Below are 20749 nucleotides of genomic sequence, written 5' to 3' on the forward strand. Positions count from 1 at the left end.
GGATGTTTTACCAGACCGACTTAAAAGACCATGGCTTACCACATGATCCCTTTAAGGCCCTTGTCGCTCCGCGGCCAATTGGCTGGATATCCGCGATTAATGGCAAAGGCGAGATTAATCTCTCACCATACTCTTTCTTCAATGCAGTTTGTGATACGCCACCGATGGTTATGTTTTCATCGACAGGGCGGAAGGATGCACTGTCTTTTATTGAAGAGACCAAAGAGTTCGTCTGTAATATCGCAACCTATCCCTTGAGAGAGCAAATGAATATCTCATCGGCACCATTTCCACGTGGTGTGAATGAGATGGAGAAGGCGGGTTTGAAGCATGTTCCGTCAACCCTGATCAAGGCTCCTAGGCTTGCCGAGACGCCAGCGGCACTTGAGTGCAGATGGCTACAGACCATCAGTCTGGCAGATATCAATGGTAATGCGACCGGTAATCATATGGTGGTTGGCCAGGTTGTTGGCGTTTATATTGATGAGCGTTTTATCAAGGATGGTCTTGTTGATACCGCAGCTATGCAGCCAATTTTGCGAGCTGGTTATCATGATTATTTTACGGCACTGGAGGCCGGGCGCTTTTCAATGACAAGGCCAACAATTTCTGATTAAGCTTTGTCAAAAGCTTCATTTATGACCTGAACCTGTTCCGGGAATAAGGCTATCTTAGCTGAATAGCCCATTCGGGCGGCATATCTGCTTTCATCTGTAAAAGATACGATTTCTCGGTTGGGTGAAGCCGTATCTATTGCAGGTAAGTTTATTGAACGGGCTGCAGTAAAAACAATATTTTGATAATGATGTCTGAGAGCTGTCGATAGTGGTTGATCTGGCCTGACAGCGTTCTCATTGCGGAGAGATTGCTCGTTCCAGGCTAATGCAGCTAAGCGTTGGAAAGATGGAGCGCCCATAGTCTGATAGAATTTTTGCGATGCAAGAATACCGATATTGCTTTCGATAGAAGCAATAATACGGATTTGTCCCTCTCTCAGGTTGTTTTCTGCCTCTGCGACAGACAGTCTGGCTGAACATAAAGCGATATCGTCCACCCCATTCGTCTCTGAGAGCAGGATGCCCTCTGGTTCTACAGGCATGATGATATCAAGCTCTTGCCTGAAACAGTGAGAGCGTACGGATGAAAGACGTACAAAGATAATTATGGAGGGGCGGCCTTTTGTAAGGGCTGACGTAAAGTCTGGGCCGCCAAAGTTATCGCGGAACTCCAGAATAATTGCATCTGGCTGAGCACGATAAGCCTCATCAAGTGCTGCAACATTTCCAAAGGGGACGATCAGAAAAGAATGGAGGTTTTCCATTATCTGTTCCCTTAGCTACCAAACTGTTCAGCAACAATACGCTCATCAAGGCTATGATTAGGGTCATGGAGCATGACAAGATCAATGGTGTCATCCATTGAGATTTCAACTGAAGAAACGCCGTTAATTTCAGTGTGATCCGCAACTGCACTGACAAGACGCGATTCAGGGTCTGTAATGTTAATTACAATACTGACACGATCTGGCAGAAGGGCACCACGCCAGCGGCGGGGGCGGAATGCAGAGATTGGGGTGAGGGCCAGCAATGGCGAGTTCAAGGGTAGTATCGGGCCATCAACTGAAAGATTATAGGCAGAGGAGCCGATAGGAGTTGCAACCAGCAAACCATCAGCAATCAGTTCTGGCAGGCGTTCTTTTCCATCAATAGAGATTGAGAGTTTGGCAGCCTGATAGGTCTGCCGCAGCATCGAGACTTCATTGATGGCACGTGCTGTATGTGACTGCCCATGAATGTCCCACGCGACCATCAGCAACGGGTGGGTAATGCTGCGATCGGCCATCTCAATACGCTCAATCAGGTTATCTGTCCGGTATTCATTCATCAGAAAGCCAACAGAACCACGATTGATGCCAAATATAGGCTTTGATGTTCCCATGAACTGGTGAAGTGCGCGCAGCATTTCACCGTCGCCACCAATGGCAACGATCACATCCGCATCATCCGGGTCAACAGATGGATAGAGTCGTTTCATTTCCTGAAAGGCTTCTTGTGCCTGAGGAGCAGCACTCGCAACGAAAGCTATTTTCTCATATCTTTTTGTCATAATAACCTTGCCGCAGAAGACCCTATTTCTGCTGAAAGAAATCAAACCGGCCCCAGACCTATAGCATGTCTGTTTTATTATAAGTAGCGGTGAATTTGGAGTATCAAACCGAGGGTAGTGATTTGGTGATCTGATAAAGCGCAATACCGCTTGTTGTTGCGACATTCAGGGAGTCAAAAGCATTTTGCATTTTGATGCTGACGGTTTCAACATTTGCCATAAACGTCTCCGGTAAACCGGGGCCTTCTGAGCCGAGAAAAAGAGCAGTTCTTCCCTCTGTTGTCAGTGTTTCAAGCTCTGTTTTTCCGCTTGGGCTGAGTGCCAGCATCCGAAAATTATGCCGTTTAAGGGCACTGGCTAAGTCATCGGCATTTGTCACAACTGAAAAGGGAACCTTGAGAACGCCGCCGACAGAGACCCGTAATGCTTTACGATACAAAGGATCGCAACATGCTTCGTCCATGACTATGGCATCGACACCAAAGGCAGCTGCATTTCTGAATATTCCGCCGATATTGTCATGATTACACAGGCCCAGCAATCCGAGAACGACCGCGTTATTTGGTAAGCCAGTCAACAATTCATCAATTGATTTGGTAGATGGGCGCTTGCCGATCGCCAGAATGCCGCGATGAATATGAAATCCGACAATACGGTCCATGACACTCTGGGCCGCGATATAGATGGGTGTCTTATTATGCTTTGTGGCCCTGATATGTTGTGCAAGAGCGATCTGTTTTTCAGAAAGAAGAAAGCTTTCAACTTCATAATCTGACTGCAATAAGACGCTGAGTACCACTTCACCTTCAGCAATAAAGCGCCCATGACGCCCGACGAGATCACGCTCACGGACAGCATGATAGCCTTCAATACGCGGGTCATCAGGGTCTGAAATTGTCGTGATCATGTCAACGTATCTGTTATTGTGGTGGTATTCCAAAGAATTCCTTGGCAAGGAGCAGACGCTCCACATTCGTCACAATAACATAGTCCGGTTTGAAAGATTTTGCCATTTCCATAATGGCTTGCGGATTTGAGTTCTTGGGGTGTACGTGCAGAATTTCTGAGAACGTAGCCTCCATGAAGGGATACATCCAGATACCGAAAGAATCATGCAGCCACAAAACCTTCTTCTGGTTAAGCGAATTGCTTGTTTTGGTCAGGAGAGGGAAGCGAAGTGAAAGCTTGACATAGATTGAGTTATCAATCGACTCTTCTCCGGTCAGGTAATTGTAATATCGCGTGTCCGGTTTGAACTCTGAATCAAAATTCAAAGTTACTTCGGTATCCCGTATCTGGGTTTCAATGTGCAGAAAACGGCTCAGATCACCGCCCAGCCTTGGCTCTGTCTTAGCAACATCTCCTAAGCCCTCACGGATAGGCCATTTAATATCAGGTTGTGTTGTACCAAGACTTTTGGCGAGCTCACTAAAGGCTGTCCATGCACCGATTGAATTCCAGTGTGTATCTGTACGATAATAAATGGATAAAGGCTTTTCTGCCTTTGCGTATTTCGCCTTCGTCTCTTTCAGGGGCTTATAGAGATCAATGAAAAGATCTTTTGGCAAAATAGCCGGGAGGATATCTGAGAACTGAGCAGGGGCAAGATCTGCCCAGTCTGGCAGGTATTCCGGATAGATGACTTCCTTGTCCGGCCCAATCATGAATCGGAAATCACGCGCGCCGTTCTTTCGAAACCATTCCCCCCAAGTGTTCATCCAGATAATGACTTTGCTCATTTTTACAACGCGTTCCGGGCTTAAGCCTTCGCGTTTGGCTGTAATGGATTCTGCAAGAAAGCTCGGGTCACCAAAATTATCGCCCAGAAAAAGCCAATTATCCTTGCCAATAAAGGCGCTCCCTGAGTTGATCGAGAGGCCATGCGAATAGGCTTTGATACCGAAATAAGGGAGCACTTCGTCAACAGTATAGAGTGTGCTGATCTTCTTCCAGCCGAGCTTTTTATAGTTGCCTTCTCTGACGCGCTCCGCAAGGTTGAAGGCGGGCACGATACAGGTAATCAGAAGAGAAACAATAAGGAAACTGAAGACTTTGGCTTTCATAATATTGCAGCCTTAATTCTTGCTGTCAGCCGGTTCATAAGCCGGAGGAACACCATAGAACTCTTTTGTTAGAACCAGTCGCTCAACATTTGTGACAATCACATAGTCAGGCTTATAGGTCTTGACCAACTCTTCCAGCTTGTAATCGTCAATAAACTGCGGATGGATGTGAAGGATTTCCGAGAATGTCGAACGCATCAGCGGGTACATCCAGATACCAAAAGAATCATGAAGCCAGAGAAGCTTCTTCTTATTCATGGCATCAGGTGTTTTAATTAAGGTAAGAGCACGCGGAAAGTCCGTTATGTTGATATGATTGGGTGGTAGCTGCTCATTTGTTGCATAATCAAAATAATCACTATGCGGCAGTTCCTGTTTCATGAACCGCAGAACAATTTCCTGCTCATGCATACGGTCATTGATATGAAGGAACTGGGTCATATCGCCAGCACCCTTTTGCTTAACCTCAACAATATCGCCCATATCCGGCGAGAACCATTTTAGATCAGGCCGGCTTGCCTGCAGGCTTTTGCCAAGCTCGCTCATTGCTGTCCATGCGCCCATAAAGTTCCAATGGGTGTCAGTTGCATAATAGACTGTCAGAGGTGGATTTCGTTTGGCAAGTTCTGCTTTTTCCCGGCGTAAGGGCGCATAAAGGTCAATGTAGAGGTTGGAAGGCAGGACATGCGGTATCAGATCTGATACCTGAACAGGTGCCTGTTGCATCCAGTCCGGCAGATGTTCCGGATAGATGGATTCCTTATCGGGGCCGATCATAAACCTAAACTCATCGACACCATTCTCTGAGAGCCACTGCTTCCAGGTGTTCATCCAGATGATAACCCGGGCCATATTGTAAACGCGTTCCGGGTTGGCTCCCTGACGCTTGGCGATCTGTGGGTTGCCGGTGTAATCCGAGTCACCCAAATAAATCCATCCATCCTTACCCAAAAAGGCTTTTGTTGGATTGATGGAAATGCCAAAGCCAAAGGTGGCACGGCCAAGATATGGCATAACCCAGTCAATAGTATAAAGCGTAGAAAGCTTCTTCCAGCCGAGGTTTTTGAAGTTCCTCTGCTGGATACGTTCTGCCAGATTAATCCCCGGTGTGATGCAGGTGATTACCAAAGCTGCGATGAGAAAGGCATAAACTTTCTTTTTCATTCTTGGCCTTGCCCTGTTTTCTTGTCAGCCATCTCCTCTGGAGGTGGCATCCGGAAGAATTCTTTCGTGAGAAGCTGTCTCTCGACGGTCGTTATCAGCACGTAATCCGGTTTGAAATCTTTGACGAGTGCCGTAATCATCCCGGAGTTGGCAAACTGCGGATGGATATGAAGAACCTCCGAGAAAGTTGCTTCCATATAGGCCTGCATGAGAATCCCAAATGAATCATGCAGCCAGAGTACTTTCTTATGATTAAGCGCATTCGCTGTCTTGATAAGAGTTGGTGTCCGTGGCGGATACTTGATATTTGGGCTGTTCTCCGGATGAGGCTCACCTGTCAGATAATTCAGATATTGGCTCTCCGCCTTGAAATCAGAATGGAACCTGAGCAGAACCTCTTTGTCTTTAATGATTTTGTCGACGTAAATGATGGTGCTGACGTCACCACCTTCTTTTTCCAGAACCTTCTCAACTTCACCCAGTTCCGGTTTCAGCCAGACGAGATCAGGCTGTGTCTTTTTCAGGTTGGCACCAAGAGCTTCATAGGCTGTCCATGCGCCAAGTTCATTCCAATGGGTATCTGTTCTATAATAGACAAGCTGAGGATCATTAGCCTTCGCATATGCCTGTTTTGCAGCCCGGAGAGCGGGATAAAGATCGACATATTTTGCAGGTGTCATGATTTGCGGGATGATATCAGAAAGCTGTCTCTGAGCGGGGGCAGCCCAATCAGGCTGATATTCCGGATAAATAGATTCCTTGTCTGGCCCCACCATAAGTTTGAATTCTTTGACACCATGCTGCTTGAACCATTCATCCCAAGTCGTCAGTGCAATAAAGGCGCGGCTGAAATTTGCAACATTAACGGCTGACAGCCCGTTTCGTTTAACGGTTGTCGGATCCATCGGAATATTCGGGTCAGCCAGATAGAGCCATTTTTCCTTACCGATATAGACAAAGCTTGGTGTGACCGAGAGGCCGTAAGCATAAGCTTTCTTGCCAAGCCACGGCATGACATCATCCGCCATATAGAGGGATGCGAATTTCTTCCATCCCATCTTGCGGAAGTTGCCTTCGATGACTCGGCTTGTCAGATTTATGGCAGGTACCAATCCTGTAATCAGGAAGGACAATGCCAAAAAGACATATACTTTTGCTTTCATGACAATTCAGCTCTTTGGTCAGATACGCCAGCTTGCTCCATTCATTAGAAATTGAAGTAAAGGAAGACGGTGCTTGTGGAGACGGCAGAGGCATAAAGGCCAATGCAGAACAGAATTGTCATCCAGACAACCTTACCCCATTCATTACCCTTGGAATGCATCATTTGAATGGCGTTCTTCTGAGAGCAGACGAAGAAACCGACAATGATCATGAGGTAGCAAGCAAGATAGCCTGCCAGACCGACTGGCATAACCGTCATCAGCTTATCAAACAGCAGTCCACCCCATGCCAGATTCTGGATTGGAATAGAGTTGACCGGAGTGTTGAAGATTGACTGGAAATCAATCATTCCCAATAGAATGCGCTTGGCATCGCCAAGGTTTTCTGCGCGGAAGAATACCCAGGCCACATTGACGAACATGAAGGTTACAAACCATGCCAGAGGCTTGGGCATTTTCATGCCGCTGTTCTTCCATACGCGATGAATGACGAGGGCTGCACCGTGCATGGCACCCCAGATCACAAACATCCAGCTGGCACCATGCCATAAGCCACCCAGAACAAATGTTGCCATAAGATTGAAATACGTGCGGAACTTACCGTTCCGGTTACCGCCCAGCGGGATATAGATATAGTTGAGCAGATAACGGCTCAGAGTCATGTGCCAACGACGCCAGAAGTCCTGAATATCGTAGGCTTTATAAGGTGAATTAAAGTTGACTGGCAGCCAGATATTGAACAGCAGGGAGGCACCAATCGCCATGTCACAGTATCCGCTGAAGTCAAAATACAGCTGGAAGGTGTAAGAAAGACTTGTTGCCCACGCGCTGAAGAAATAATGGATGGTCCCTGGCTCAAAGCCCACATTGGCCCAGACAGCAAAGGTATCGGCAATCATAACTTTTTTGAACAGACCGATACTGAAAATGAAAAGTCCCATAAAGATATGGCGGTACCGGATAGCCCATGTCCAACGCGATTCAAACTGCGTCATCATTTCCTTGTGATGCAGAATCGGACCGGCAATCAGATGTGGGAAGAAGGTGACGAAGAGGGCATAGTTGACCAAATTATATTCTTTGGCCTCATTCCGGTAGGCATCAACCAGAAAGGCGATCTGGGTGAAGGTATAAAAGCTAATACCCAATGGCAGAATGATATTCGCTAAATGATATGATGTGCCCGCAAAGAAATTGACGTTATCAAGAAAGAAGTTGGCATATTTGAAGAAACCAAGAACCAGTAGGTTTACGGTAATGCCGAATATGAGAACGGTTTTGCGGGAAAAATTACCCGGAACTTTTGGCCCGTGTGATGACGCCAGATTACCAATAAAGAAGTTAAACAGAATCGAGCCTAGCAGAAGCGGCAGATAAGCAATGCTCCATGCACTGTAGAAAATAAGACTGGCAATGACGAGCCAGGTCTTACCAGCCAGCACCAATCTTTTTTTGTTCAGCAGAAAGTAAACAAAAAAGGAGACTGGGAGAAATAGCATGATGAATGCTGGAGAACTGAAGATCATCGTTTATCTCTTTAAAACCCGTAACTGTTGCATCTGTCCTTGCACGAGAAACCTGAAGCCCTGTCGCAACAATGCATAACAGAGAGGCTCAAGCCGGCGAGGGTGTCGTGGCTGACGTGTCTAAAGACTCACAAGGAGAGACAGCTCACGATATAATGGTTGCAGGTCTTTCCCATACCACAGCCCGGCAATGCAACATGTTTTATAGTTCAGAATGCCTCTAAAGGCGCTGCGGTGTGGAAATGTCACATTTCTCAGGGCAGGTTTGAACTTTTTACGGAAGAATTTTCATTTTACGGAAGAAATTTTATTGATTTCAGCAAATGGCTCTTGACATCTGCGCCACAATCTTTCAAATCCGCGTCTCACGAGATGCATATCGCTTTTCGCGATTTCATGTATCAGATGTGTGAAATGCCGGTTTAGCTCAGTTGGTAGAGCAACCGCCTTGTAAGCGGTAGGTCGTGAGTTCGAGTCCCACAACCGGCACCATTTCTCCCATTTAGCTTTAATATTTTATACACTCGTAAGTTAGCGTACGAGTGCTGCATGCTAGTTTGGTTTTCAGGCTGGTAGGTTTGACTAATTTACTTGGTAAAATTTTTCTATTTTTTGTAGTATTTATTTCTACTTATATGTAAAAGGCGTGCATCTTTTTTGATAAGGATTTACGCCATGTCTGCCCTTTCCAGTCTTCTTGATGGATACCGTACACATTCTAAAAGCGAGAGAGAAAAGGGCACATATTTTGAAGAGTTGATCGCTTGCTATCTGCGTAACGAGGCTCAGTATAAAGACTTATATAGTGATGTCTGGAGTTATGCAGACTGGGCTCAGCTTCAAGGGCTGGACAAGCGCGATACAGGAATTGATCTGGTTGCGAAGACACGTGGAACGGAAGAATATCACGCTATTCAGTGTAAACTGTATGCCGAGGATTATTGCCTGAAAAAAGGCGATATCGATAGTTTCTTCACGGCATCTGGAAAGAAACCATTCAAGCACCGCATCATCGTTTCAACAACTGATCATTGGAGTGAGCACGCAGAAGATGCTCTGCAGGATCAGCAACCTCCAGTCAGTAAAATAACGTTATATAATCTGGAAAACAGTCAGATTGACTGGAGCCTTTACCAGTCAGGTCCATTTGCTGAACTGAAGCCCAAGAAGCAGCTACGTCCACATCAGACCAATGCTCTGGAGGCTGTAAAGCGCGGGCTTTTAAAAGCGGAACGCGGTAAGCTAATCATGGCCTGTGGGACTGGTAAAACCTTCACAAGCCTGAAGATTGCTGAGGAGTTGGTGGGGGCAGGAGGACGCGTTCTGTTTCTTGTTCCCAGCCTTGCACTGCTTTCCCAGGCGTTGAGCGAGTGGACGCAGGAAAGTGCGATTGGATTGCACTCTTTTGCTGTCTGTTCTGATAGTGAGGTCGGCAAGAAGCGTAAAAAGGACGAAGATACAGTCCAGATTGCAACCCATGAATTGCAGTATCCCGCTACGACGAATCCTGAACGTTTAGCTGCTGAAATGCAGAAACGTCACGATGATACGCATATGAGTGTTGTCTTTTCCACCTACCAGTCAATTGATGTCATTAACGCGGCACAACGGGGTTTTGATCTAGAGGATTTTGACCTGGTCATCTGCGACGAAGCTCATCGTACGACGGGGGCCACTTTTGCCGGACAGGATGAAAGCCATTTTGTCAAAGTTCATAATAATGATTTCATTAGAGCCTCTAAAAGACTTTATATGACGGCAACGCCGCGTATCTATGGTAATTCAGCGAAAGCAACGGCCGAACGGGATAGCATAACGCTCTGTTCCATGGATGATACAGAGCTCTATGGTGAGCAGCTGCATGTCATCACCTTTTCCGAAGCTGTCGAGCGTGGCTTGCTGGTTGATTACAAGGTTATTGTGCTGGCTGTTGAAGAAGATCACGTTAACCGCCGTTTGCAGGAACTTTGGAAAGATGAGAATAACCAACTGAAGGTTGATGATGCCGCCCGGATTATCGGTTGCTGGAAGGCCCTTGCAAAGCAGGGGCTGACAGGAGACCTGACTGATGATTCAGCCGCTATGAAGCGTGCGGTTGCCTTCTGTCAGGTCATTGAGATTTCCAAGGGAGGGAAGACGCACAAGGTCAGCTCCAAACAGATCGCATCCATGTTCCAGAAGGTGGTGGAAGCCTATCAGAAGGAAGAGCAGATTCCACAAGAGCAGCTTCTCTACTGTGAGGCTGAACATGTCGATGGCGGCATGAAGGCCAGTGAGAAGGAAGCTAAGCTGGAATGGCTGAAAGCTGAACCACCGCAAAAAACCTGTCGGATATTGAGTAATGTGCGCTGTCTGTCCGAGGGTGTGGATGTCCCGGCTCTTGATGCTGTCTTGTTCCTGACACCACGAAATTCGCAGATTGACGTAGTTCAGTCGGTCGGCAGGGTCATGCGTAAAACTGAGGGTAAGACGCGCGGCTATGTGATTCTGCCTGTGGTTATTCCCGCGGGTGTTGAGCCCCATGTCGCTCTGAACGATAACAAGACCTATGCGGTGGTCTGGCAGGTGCTGAATGCTCTGCGGTCTCATGATGACCGTTTTGATGCCATGATCAATAAGCTGGATCTGATCGGCAGCGATCCAACAAAAATGGAAGTGATTGCTATAACTGACAAGATACCATCAAAAGTTATGGCCAAGAGAGCTACAGGTAATAACGGACGCGGCGATTCTATCCTGAGTGCGGAGATTGGATCAGGAAGGGGAGGTTTGCGTGAAGGGCCGCAATCCGATTACCAGCTTGCCATGCATTTTAAATTCGGAGAGCTGGAACGGGCTATTTATGCCAAGCTGGTGCAGAAGGTTGGCAACCGGCAGCATTGGGAGCAATGGGCAAACGATATTGCAGAGATTGCCAATACCCATATCAGCCGGATTACCGCCATACTGAATAATCCAACGAATGAGCGCGAACGGCTGTTATTTGCAGAATTTGCAGAAGAGCTTCGGGATGATCTGAATAATAGTATTTCTGATGCCGATATCATTGAAATGCTGGCCCAGCATCTCATTACCAAGCCGGTTTTTGATGCTCTTTTTAAGGGGTATAGTTTTACTGAAAATAATCCGATGTCGCAGGCCATGCAGAAGGTCCTTGATGTGTTGCATGAGCACAGGCTGGATAAGGAAGCCGATACCCTTGAGAAATTTTACCGCAGTGTGCAGCAACGTGTTGAGGGCATAGACAGTATTACCGGTAAGCAGAAGATTATTGTCGAGCTTTATGACAAGTTTTTCCGCAATGCCTTCCCGAAAATGACAGAACGGTTAGGGATCGTCTATACACCAGTGGAAGTGGTTGATTTCATTATCCATAGCGTGGCCCATGTTCTAAAAACTGAATTTGGCCAAACCTTTGGTAGTAAAGATGTACATATTCTTGACCCCTTTACCGGCACGGGAACCTTCATCACCCGTCTCTTGCAAAGTGGTCTGATAGATAAAGAGCTGCTGCCTTATAAATATAAGCATGAAATCCACGCTAATGAGCTTGTTCTGCTGGCCTATTATATTGCTGCCATTAATATTGAAGAAACCTACCACAGCATCATGGGAGGTGATTATGTGCCTTTTGAAGGCATATGCCTGACTGATACCTTCCAGATGTATGAGAAGGAAGATATGGTTGATGCCATGCTGGTCGATAACAGCGCCCGCCGTAAGCGCCAGAAAAAGCTGGATATTCGCGTTATCATGGGCAATCCACCTTATTCGGCTGGGCAGGATAGCGCGAATGATAATAACCAGAACATTGTTTATCCCATTTTAGATGAACGTATACGTTCTACTTATGCGGAACGGTCTACAGCAATCAATAAAAATGCACTGTATGATAGCTATATCCGCGCCATTCGTTGGGCATCTGATAGAATTGGTGAGAGTGGTGTTATTGGCTTTGTTTCTGGCTCTGGTTTCATTGAAAAGCCTGCTATGGATGGGATGCGTAAATGCTTGAACGGAGAATTTTCAAGCATTTATGTGCTCAATTTACGTGGCGATATTCGTAAAAATATGTTGAGTAAAGGACGCGCGAAGGAAGGACAGAATGTTTTTGGTTCTGGTAGTATGACTGGAATTTCTGTGACATTGTTCATCAAGAATCCAGCTTCAGAGCAAAAGGGGCAAATTTATATTTATGATATTGGGGACGATTTAAGCAGCGAAAAAAAACTAGAAAAACTAAATGCACAAAAGGATATTTCGAGTATTTCAAAAGCTTGTGATTGGCAGGTAATTATACCAGACCAGCATGGTGATTGGCTTAATCAGCGGGATGATAGCTTAAGAAGTTATCCTGTCATTGGTTCAAAAGAAAAAATCAAGGAAAAATGCCTTTTCTCTAATTATTCAAGTGGCTTGAAAACTCAACGTGATGCGTGGTGCTATAATAGTTCGAATAAAGCTATTACTGCTAATATGGAGCGTATGATTAGCTCTTATAATGGTGAAGTTGAGCGACTTACTGATCAGGAAAAACAAATTGGTAGGCAGATCGAAAGTTCGCAATTGGATTCTTTTGTCGATGCAAATCCCATGATGCTCAGTTGGACAAGGGCGCTAAAAAAAGACTTAGCTAAAAAGCGATTATTCTATTTTGATCAAAATTGTATTGTAAAAAGTCTATATCGACCTTTTACGAAGCAATGGCTGTATTTTAACCGTCGCTTCAATGAAATGATTTATCAAATGCCGCGTATATTTCCAGATAAACAGGCAGAAAATCTTGTGATTTGCATTAATGGTAAAGGTAGTCGGAATGGAATGTCTGCCTTAATTAGCAATACAATAGTTGATCTGAATGCCTTGGAAGCGGGTGCCCAATGTTTCCCACTCTATTTATATGATGAATCGGAAGATGCTGCGAGAAGTAATGCAATACATGATCTGTTTGCCGTCTCTTCCGGACCACGACGTCGGGATGCCATCACTGATGAGGGGCTAGCGTATTTTCACGAAGCCTATCCCAGTGAGAAGATAACGAAAGAAGATATCTTCTATTATATCTATGGCTTGCTGCATTCTCATGAGTACCGGGAGCGATTTGCCGATAATCTGATGAAGGAGCTGCCGCGTATTCCGGCTGTGAAGTCGGCAGCAGATTTTCGTGCTTTTGAGCGGGCTGGCCGTGCGCTGGCAGATTTACATCTGAATTATGAAACCGTTCAGCCTTATCGGGCTGAGGTGGATGATAATTCCAAGGGTAAGCCGGAAAATTACCGTGTCGAGAAGATGCGTTATGGCAAGACAGGTAAGGACAAAGATCTCTCCACTGTCATCTATAATGAGTATATCACGGTACGTGGTATTCCATTGGAAGCGTATGATTATGTCGTGAATGGTAAGTCAGCTATTGACTGGGTCATGGAACGCCAGGGTGTTCGCATTGATAAAGACAGCGGTATCGTCAATGATGCCAATGACTGGGCTATCGAGACAATGGGTAACCCACGCTATCCGCTGGATGTGCTGTTGCGTGTTGTGACAGTTAGCCTTGAGACGATGAAGATCGTCAATAATCTGCCAAAACTGGATATTGCGAAAACTGAGCCTGTCGCACCTGCTACAGTGAACAAGAGCAGGGAAGAGGCTCTACCTGTTTAAGTTAACTTGTTTATGAATAAGAATTTTAAACTTGAGTAGCTTGTACTGGGCAGTAAAGGCTGTGATCAGGAGAGGGCGTTTACACCTCCTGATCACATATAAATAGTTTACCTTATGTGCCACTAGGCTCTGTATTGTTCTCTTCCTTCAAAGATTGAATACCACCCCAAAGGATAAACAGGCTGAATGCTGCAAATATAGCCGCTGTGGGTGCTGATCCTAATGTTTCGACCATCCAGCGCTGCATGTTTGCTAATAAATTGATTATCCTGTTGCTATACCTTTCATCGGACAGCCATCCATTCCAGTTAAAAACAGATAAAAGAGCTGTGGTTGCAACCAGCAGAAATGTTACAAAGATAGTAAGAATTTTTGATTTCATTAATATGCACCCTTAAGTATTTTCTGGTTCTTTTCTATGGAAATGGTAATCATTATAACGATTTCTTTTCCTTATATATAATTTGGTTATCTTGAAAAATAAGCTAGCATATGAGCCTTATTATAATTTTAATGCGGCTTTTTTTACCATAGTTTTGCCATATCCAGAATATATTGATGCATAACTACGCCTGATAGGTGGATTTAAATAAAATAATTCGGGAATAATATTGTAATTTATCATCTTATACACTCAATTTTGAGGTTTTTCTGATTTTTATATATTGTTGCGAGTATCTTTTATATCGTATTCAAATTATCAAATCCTTTTTTGAACTAAAGGGATTGAATTTCTTTATACTCGGTTGAATGTTCCATTTTAGATGGATATGCAAGAGTTCTGGAATAGCGTGGGTCGTCGGTTATTTAATCCGGCAACTAGCAAAAAATTCTTACTAGTTAATTCTAGTTCTATAAAACTTAGGGGATTTCGAAGTGTCTAAAGTTATGTTGCTCTATAAGAACGTCACACCTCTTTCTCGTGATGCTCATAAGGATATGAAGCTTAAGCCATCTGCAACAGTAGATTTTGCTGCAGAAGCACATTGGACGCCAGTTGCAGGAAGTGAATTCTATCAGGCATCGCGTGTATATCCTGTTGTGTTCATGCAGGAAGGTACTGAGGCTGATGCGCCTGTTATGCCTATTGCTCTTCTTGGTCTTTCAGCTGGTCACAACGATTTCGTTGGTAAAGACGGTCAGTGGAAGAAAGAGACTTACATTCCGGCCTTTATCCGTCGTTATCCTTTCGTTCTGGCAAACACAAAAGAAAACTCAGAAGAATTTACAATTTGCTTCGATGATTCTTTTGCTGGCCTGAACACCAAGGAAGGTCGCGAGCTGTTCAATAAGGACGGTACAAACAGCGAGCTTCTTGAAGAAGCCATTCGCTTCATGAACGGTTTCCGTGTTGAGATGGAGCGTACACAGAAGTTCGTTGCCCTTCTCAAGAAATATGATCTTCTTGAAAAGCGTTCTGCTGACATCCGCAGTGCATCAGGCGTTGCATTCCAGGTACAGGACTTCCTGCTTGTATCTGAAGAGAAGTTCTCCAAGCTGACAGGTGCTCAGCTTGCCGAGCTGCACAAGGAAGGTTTCCTTGGCTGGATATTCGCACACCTGATGTCTCTTGGTAATCTGCCAGGTCTTCTGGAACTGCATCTTGCTAATAAAGGTCCTGCTGCTGCACCTGCCAAAGGCAAGTAATAGCTATAGGCCAAGCTAAAAGAAAACCCCGCCACTTCGGCGGGGTTTTTGTATGGATACCATTGAAGAATGGTTAGTCCTTCAAATTCTTTTTTATAAAACCAGAAAGGCTGGCTTTCCAGAATTTGGCATTTGCCGTTGTTCCATGCCCTGAGGTTTGTGCACTGGCTGGTATCAGATAATACTCTGCACTTGGAATCTTCTTAAGAGCTTGCTCCATCAAGCCGCTTTCCGGTGGGTTGCGTTCATCATCTGCTGAATTGATTGCCAAGACGTGTGCTTTGATGTCTGAAAGCTTTTCTGACGGGTTGTAGTCTTTCGAAGAGGCCCACTGATACATAAAATCATTAGCATCAAGCTTCGTCTGTTTTGACAGCATGTCAGCAAGTAGGGAATCGGCTTTTCCCCGCGTTGGTGCCTTGGCCTGATAGGCGAGGGAGCCACCATTTGTTGCAATGCCATAATAGACATTGACCATCCGGAAGTGCTGTGGCTGCTCGGTATAGTCGCCATTCTTCCATGCGGGATCATTTCTGACCGCATCGATGATCATTCTGCGCATCATCCAGTTGCGGCTCGACATTTCTGTCGGTTGTGACGCCATGGGGACAATTGCTTCTGTTGAATCTGGGTAGGAACTGGCCCACATCCATGCGTGCATTCCACCCATTGAATGGCCAACAATGATCTTAAGTTTCTTGATACCAAGTTTTTCGGTAACAAGACGGTATTGGGCTAAAACCATATCATCGTAGTTGTACTGTGGGAATTTTGCCCGCAGGCCGTCTGAGGGCTTTGTGCTTTTCCCTGTACCAATCGCATCTGGCAAAATGATGAAATACTTCTTGGCGTCGAGCGGCTGTCCTTCGCCAAAGAGTTCGCCAGCAAAATTTTCAGTAAGCATGCTGGCACCAGATCCGGCTGTTCCGTGTAGAATAAGAACGGGCTGGCCTTCAGGGGTGCCGATGGTGCGATAGTGAATTTTCAGTTCAGGCAGGGTTTCACCTGTATGAAATTTGAAATCCTTGATGATCCAGTCATGTTCAACAGCTTCAGGATAGCTGGCTGCCATAGCCTGTAATGAGCCTAAAACTGTTGCGATGAAGAGAGCCGTTACTGCTAGTAATTTCATTGACTTCATGAGGGGCTCCATTTTTTCACTAAAATGGTGGTAGTTTAAGCCTGTGCCCATTGCTTCTGACGAAATAGGGGGAAAGCTCGCGAAACTCATTTTGGAATTTTTTTATCTTAGAGGCATGGTGTAACGATATAAATGCCAATAATTGTCGCAAAGGGGTTATGCTTAAGTAGGAAGGCATGAATTATGGGAGCGCAAAACACATCCGAGCATAAGATGATTGTCGTTTATTCAACTTTTCCTGATGCAGACAGTGTTATGCAGATAGCCAGAATAGCAGTTCAGAAAAAACTGGCAGCCTGTGTGAATATCATTCCGCAGATGACTTCAGTTTATGAATGGCAGGGGGCTATTGAAACAGGTTCTGAGGTTGTTGCGCTTTTCAAGACGAGGCAGGGATGTCTTGAGCCGTTAGGCAAACTTATAAAAGAGCATCATCCTTATGATACGCCAGTTATTTTCAGTATTACGACTGATTGGGTTGAGGCTGCGACACATAAGTGGTTGCTTGGTGGCACGACCTGAAAAGAAAAACGCCCCGGAATGGGGCGTTTTGATTTGTTTAGCTGTCTGTCAGTGGAAGATATCCCGATCTTTTGTTTCAGGAATAACAAACAGGCCGATAATAAAGGTCGCGACGGCAATGGTGATTGGATACCATAGGCCATAATAAATATCGCCTGTTGCCGCTACCATTGCAAAGGCTGTAGCAGGCAGGAAGCCACCAAACCAACCGTTACCGATATGATAGGGAAGTGACATACCCGAGTAGCGAATGCGTGTGGGGAACAACTCCACAAGCTGTGCTGCGATTGGGCCATAAACCATTGTAACCAGCAGGATAAGTGCTGTCAGCAGGGCAATTGTCAGTGGTGTATTAACCTTCGCTGGATCAGCAGCAGCAGGATAACCGTGCGAACGAATTGCCTTGATGACCTCTTCCTTGAAAGCTGCTGACTTGGCTGCAAATTCAGCTGGTGCAAGACCTGCACCCTCAAAGGATGAGAGTTCCTGATTGCCAATCTTGATCTTGGCAACAGAACCTGCTGGAGCAACAACATTGCTGTAATTCACAGAGTTGGCCGCAAGCAAGGACTTAGTGACGTCACATGAGGTTGTGAATTTGGATGTTCCAACAGGATTGAACTGGAACGAGCAGGCCCCGGGATCGGCGATAACCGACACAGGAGCACTGCTTTGTGCTGCTGCCAGATCCGGGTTCACGGCCTTGGTCAGGGCTGTAAAGATCGGGAAGTAGAGAATAGCAGCCAGCAGACATCCCCCAAGAATGATTGGCTTACGTCCAATTTTATCTGACAGGGCACCAAAAATGATGAAGAACGGTGTCCCGATCAATAGGGCAATCGCAATATAGATATTGGCCGTTGAGGAATCCATCTTCAGGGTCTGCGTCAGGAAAAATAAGGCATAAAACTGGCCGGTATACCAGACAACAGCCTGACCGGCGGTTGAGCCAATAAGAGAATAGATGGCAATTTTTGCATTGGCCCATGTTCCGAATGCTTCTTTGAGAGGAGCTTTGGAAATAGTCCCTTCATCTTTCATCTTCTTGAAGGCTGGCGATTCGCTGAGCTGCATACGAATCCATACGGAAATACCAAGAAGAACGATGGAGAGAAGGAATGGCAAGCGCCACCAGATTTCTTTGAAGGCAGCTTCACCAGCAATAGACCGGACAAGTAGAATCACCAGAAGTGAAAGAAAAAGTCCGAGTGTTGCTGTTGTCTGGATGAATGAAGTGTAGAAGCCACGGCGGCCGGGAGGAGCATGTTCGGCAACATAAGTTGCTGCACCGCCATATTCACCGCCAAGAGCAAGCCCCTGCACCATACGCAATACGATCAGGATAATAGGGGATATGATGCCGATCGTTTGATAGGAAGGCAACAGGCCCACAGCAAAGGTCGAAATACCCATCAGCAGGATTGTAACAAGGAAGGTGTATTTACGGCCAACCAAGTCTCCAAGACGGCCAAAAACAAGAGCGCCAAACGGGCGCACGGCAAAACCGGCAGCAAAGGCCAGCAAGGCAAAAATAAATCCGGCAGTTGGATTAACACCAGAGAAAAATTGGGCTGCGATAATAGCTGATAGAGAACCGTATAGGAAAAAGTCGTACCATTCGAAGACAGTTCCAAGAGAAGAAGCCAGAATAACTTTTCTCTCTTCTTTGGTCATTGGCCGCCGAGCAGGGGCAGCCGCAGGCGTTGCGGCAACTGAAGTCATGTGTTTCCTCCGTTTTATCCATCGAAACCTATTCGGGTTTCTGACGGAGGCGGATTTTTATCCGCCAATTCTTAAGGGCCGGGTTGATCCCAATAGTTTCCCTTAGTGTAGAGGCTAATGCAGTCTAAAATGAAGGCAATCATTCATTGGTTGCTGAGACTATAGTTCTTGGGAAAATGCCCGTAAAAAAGAGGAATGATGTCATATCAATCTTGACAGATTTCGATTTTGCTATAATAGCGCTGCGATATAAAATGCTGCTTTACAGATTAAATCATGTGTTTTCTTTAACTCATTGTTTTTTGTAGTTATGTTGCTTTTGAGACTGCGTATAAGGAAATAGCAGCTGCGTTTGAGACATTGAGACTCTTAATCTGGCCGGGCATATCCAGGCGACCAATAACATCACAGCATTCGCGGGTTCGTTGTCTCAAACCTTTTCCTTCAGCACCGAGAACCAGAACAAGAGGGCGCTTTAGCGAAAGGTTGCCCATATCCGCTTCCCCATCTGAGTCGAGACCAACGCGCTGGAAGCCACGTTCACCAAGCTTAATGAGGGCTTCAGCCAGATTCTTCACAACGAGGAAGGGGGCGTGTTCAAGGCCACCCGAAGCGCTTTTGGCTAAAACACCTGTTGCAGCTGGGCTGTGGCGGGCTGTCGTTATGATGGCTTCAACATTAAAAGCAGCTGCAGTTCGAACGATAGCACCAACATTATGCGGGTCTGTGATTTGATCAAGGGCCAGAACAATGCCGTTATTGCTTAAGGTTTCGAGCGTTGGAGAGCAAAGTGGTGCGGCTTCAAGATAAATACCCTGGTGAACGGCATCCGGCTCAAGCAGGTGTGTAATGTCGCCCGGTTTGACTATTGTTGGCTCTATTGGGAGCTGGGGCATCTTTTCTGCAAGTTTTTTTGCAGAGTTTTCTGTCGCAAGCAGGCGCTTGAATTTGCGAACTGGATTACTCAGGGCCTCGAAGACAGGGTGCCAGCCGTAGATAATGGCGACGTCAATGTCGCCGGGCCTGCTGAATGCGGGGCGTTGGTTTCTATTTCCCTGTTTATATTTCCATCCTGCAGAAAAATTTTTAGGTTTTCTTTGATTTGGGTTGGAGTTTCTTGATCCGCTGGACATCTTGAGGCCTTGTAATATGGGTATTCAACAGGACAATAATGGCTGCTTACACTAAAAAAAGCGGTTCGTATGCCTCTGGTTGCATATTTTAATGCGCTTTATAGTTGACAGATTGAGATGACCAAATCATAAGAGGCCCGCAACGACGAATTTGAAACCTCGGTTTCGATGTTTGTTCGTTGCTTATTGACCTCAGCGCATTGCGTTTCGGTCGGCGTGCGGGGGAATGTCCCGAGCGGCAAAGGGGGCGGACTGTAAATCCGCTGCGTAAGCTTCGTAGGTTCGAGTCCTACTTCCCCCACCACTCCGATTTGAAATGGCATTGTGCGGGTGTAGCTCAATGGTAGAGCAACAGCCTTCCAAGCTGAAGACGAGGGTTCGATTCCCTTCACCCGCTCCAGCTAAGCACGATATGCAGCTGAGATATTAGAATTATTGGCTCTTTGAGCAGCATGGCTGGTCAAGGGGCTTATTTGGATTTCAGGCGGACCAGGAAAGAGCGACGTCATGGCCAAGGAAAAATTTGAGCGGAATAAGCCGCATTGTAATATCGGAACGATTGGTCACGTTGACCACGGCAAGACGTCATTGACGGCTGCGATCACGAAGGTATTGGCAGAAGCCGGCGGAGCTGAATTCAAGGCTTACGACCAGATTGACAAGGCTCCAGAAGAGAAGGCTCGTGGTATCACGATTTCTACTTCCCACGTTGAGTACGAGACGGCTAACCGTCACTATGCTCACGTCGACTGCCCCGGCCACGCTGACTATGTCAAGAACATGATCACTGGTGCGGCTCAGATGGATGGTGCCATTCTGGTTGTTTCTTCAGCTGACGGCCCAATGCCACAGACCCGCGAGCACATTCTGCTTGCTCGTCAGGTTGGTGTTCCAGCGCTTG

Annotated in this window: 16 protein-coding genes and 3 tRNA genes; 8 read left to right on the top strand and 11 right to left on the bottom strand. The window is 46.0% G+C overall.

The window, feature by feature from the left end:
* The first annotated feature begins 2 nt into the window (after positions 1-2).
* Positions 3-617 carry a flavin reductase family protein gene (locus WJT86_RS10665; RefSeq protein ID WP_346337543.1) on the top strand — a complete coding sequence of 205 codons (615 nt, stop codon included), beginning with the start codon at positions 3-5 and terminating at the stop codon, positions 615-617.
* Here WJT86_RS10665 and WJT86_RS10670 read toward each other — a convergent pair.
* The 7 genes from WJT86_RS10670 to WJT86_RS10700 all read right to left on the bottom strand — a co-directional run bounded on the left by WJT86_RS10670 (position 614) and on the right by WJT86_RS10700 (position 7995).
* Entirely contained in the window at positions 614-1321 is a 708-nt protein-coding gene (locus WJT86_RS10670) for a hypothetical protein (RefSeq protein ID WP_346337544.1), read from the bottom strand. The genes WJT86_RS10665 and WJT86_RS10670 overlap by 4 nt on opposite strands.
* 11 nt (positions 1322-1332) lie before the next feature.
* Complete coding sequence (locus WJT86_RS10675) at positions 1333-2106, bottom strand: NAD kinase (protein ID WP_346337545.1); 774 nt, start codon at positions 2104-2106, stop codon at positions 1333-1335.
* A 103-nt stretch (positions 2107-2209) separates the two neighbouring features.
* A complete protein-coding gene (locus WJT86_RS10680) occupies positions 2210-3013 on the bottom strand; it encodes a TrmH family RNA methyltransferase (protein WP_346337546.1) in 804 nt (267 codons plus the stop codon).
* Positions 3014-3026: 13 nt separating this feature from the next.
* Positions 3027-4169 (bottom strand): alginate O-acetyltransferase AlgX-related protein, encoded by a 1143-nt coding sequence (locus WJT86_RS10685; protein ID WP_346337547.1) that lies wholly within the window; start codon positions 4167-4169, stop codon positions 3027-3029.
* 12 nt (positions 4170-4181) lie between these two features.
* A complete protein-coding gene (locus WJT86_RS10690; RefSeq protein WP_346337548.1) occupies positions 4182-5333 on the bottom strand; it encodes an alginate O-acetyltransferase AlgX-related protein in 1152 nt (383 codons plus the stop codon).
* The gene (locus WJT86_RS10695) at positions 5330-6496 is read right to left on the bottom strand and encodes an alginate O-acetyltransferase AlgX-related protein (protein WP_346337549.1); all 1167 of its coding nucleotides are present in this window, start codon (positions 6494-6496) and stop codon (positions 5330-5332) included. The genes WJT86_RS10690 and WJT86_RS10695 overlap by 4 nt, the downstream gene beginning before the upstream one ends.
* 44 nt (positions 6497-6540) lie before the next feature.
* Positions 6541-7995: an MBOAT family O-acyltransferase gene (locus WJT86_RS10700; RefSeq protein WP_346337550.1), complete on the bottom strand. Its 1455-nt coding sequence runs from the start codon at positions 7993-7995 to the stop codon at positions 6541-6543.
* A 443-nt stretch (positions 7996-8438) separates the two neighbouring features.
* Between WJT86_RS10700 and WJT86_RS10705 the strand changes: the two genes are divergently transcribed.
* Both WJT86_RS10705 and WJT86_RS10710 read left to right on the top strand, forming a co-directional pair.
* Positions 8439-8514: transfer RNA gene (locus tag WJT86_RS10705), tRNA-Thr, on the top strand.
* A gap of 183 nt (positions 8515-8697) precedes the next feature.
* Positions 8698-13683 (top strand): DEAD/DEAH box helicase, encoded by a 4986-nt coding sequence (locus WJT86_RS10710; RefSeq protein ID WP_346337551.1) that lies wholly within the window; start codon positions 8698-8700, stop codon positions 13681-13683.
* A 112-nt stretch (positions 13684-13795) separates the two neighbouring features.
* Here WJT86_RS10710 and WJT86_RS10715 read toward each other — a convergent pair whose 3' ends face one another.
* Positions 13796-14065: a hypothetical protein gene (locus WJT86_RS10715; protein ID WP_346337552.1), complete on the bottom strand. Its 270-nt coding sequence runs from the start codon at positions 14063-14065 to the stop codon at positions 13796-13798.
* Between the two features lie 494 nt (positions 14066-14559).
* Between WJT86_RS10715 and WJT86_RS10720 the strand changes: the two genes are divergently transcribed.
* Positions 14560-15330 (top strand): SapC family protein, encoded by a 771-nt coding sequence (locus tag WJT86_RS10720; RefSeq protein ID WP_346337553.1) that lies wholly within the window; start codon positions 14560-14562, stop codon positions 15328-15330.
* 73 nt (positions 15331-15403) lie between these two features.
* Here WJT86_RS10720 and WJT86_RS10725 read toward each other — a convergent pair whose 3' ends face one another.
* On the bottom strand, positions 15404-16471 hold the full coding sequence (locus WJT86_RS10725) for an alpha/beta fold hydrolase (RefSeq protein WP_407066949.1): 1068 nt from the start codon (positions 16469-16471) through the stop codon (positions 15404-15406).
* 183 nt (positions 16472-16654) lie between these two features.
* Here WJT86_RS10725 and cutA point away from each other — a divergent pair, with 183 nt between their 5' ends.
* Positions 16655-16993: a divalent-cation tolerance protein CutA gene (gene cutA, locus WJT86_RS10730; protein WP_346337554.1), complete on the top strand. Its 339-nt coding sequence runs from the start codon at positions 16655-16657 to the stop codon at positions 16991-16993.
* Positions 16994-17041: 48 nt separating this feature from the next.
* On the opposite strand, the gene WJT86_RS10735 is transcribed toward cutA, so the two are convergent.
* Positions 17042-18715: an MFS transporter gene (locus tag WJT86_RS10735; RefSeq protein ID WP_346337555.1), complete on the bottom strand. Its 1674-nt coding sequence runs from the start codon at positions 18713-18715 to the stop codon at positions 17042-17044.
* 308 nt (positions 18716-19023) lie between these two features.
* Positions 19024-19848 carry a TrmH family RNA methyltransferase gene (locus tag WJT86_RS10740; RefSeq protein WP_346337556.1) on the bottom strand — a complete coding sequence of 275 codons (825 nt, stop codon included), beginning with the start codon at positions 19846-19848 and terminating at the stop codon, positions 19024-19026.
* Between the two features lie 220 nt (positions 19849-20068).
* Between WJT86_RS10740 and WJT86_RS10745 the strand changes: the two genes are divergently transcribed.
* The 3 genes from WJT86_RS10745 to WJT86_RS10755 all read left to right on the top strand — a co-directional run.
* Positions 20069-20152, top strand: a tRNA-Tyr gene (locus WJT86_RS10745).
* Between the two features lie 22 nt (positions 20153-20174).
* Positions 20175-20248: transfer RNA gene (locus tag WJT86_RS10750), tRNA-Gly, on the top strand.
* 107 nt (positions 20249-20355) lie between these two features.
* The coding region (locus WJT86_RS10755) for a GTP-binding protein (protein WP_346337557.1) at positions 20356-20749 on the top strand (394 nt) is incomplete at its 3' end.

Source organism: Hohaiivirga grylli (genome assembly GCF_039655745.1).
In the GTDB taxonomy this organism is placed as follows: domain Bacteria; phylum Pseudomonadota; class Alphaproteobacteria; order Rhizobiales; family Beijerinckiaceae; genus Hohaiivirga; species Hohaiivirga grylli.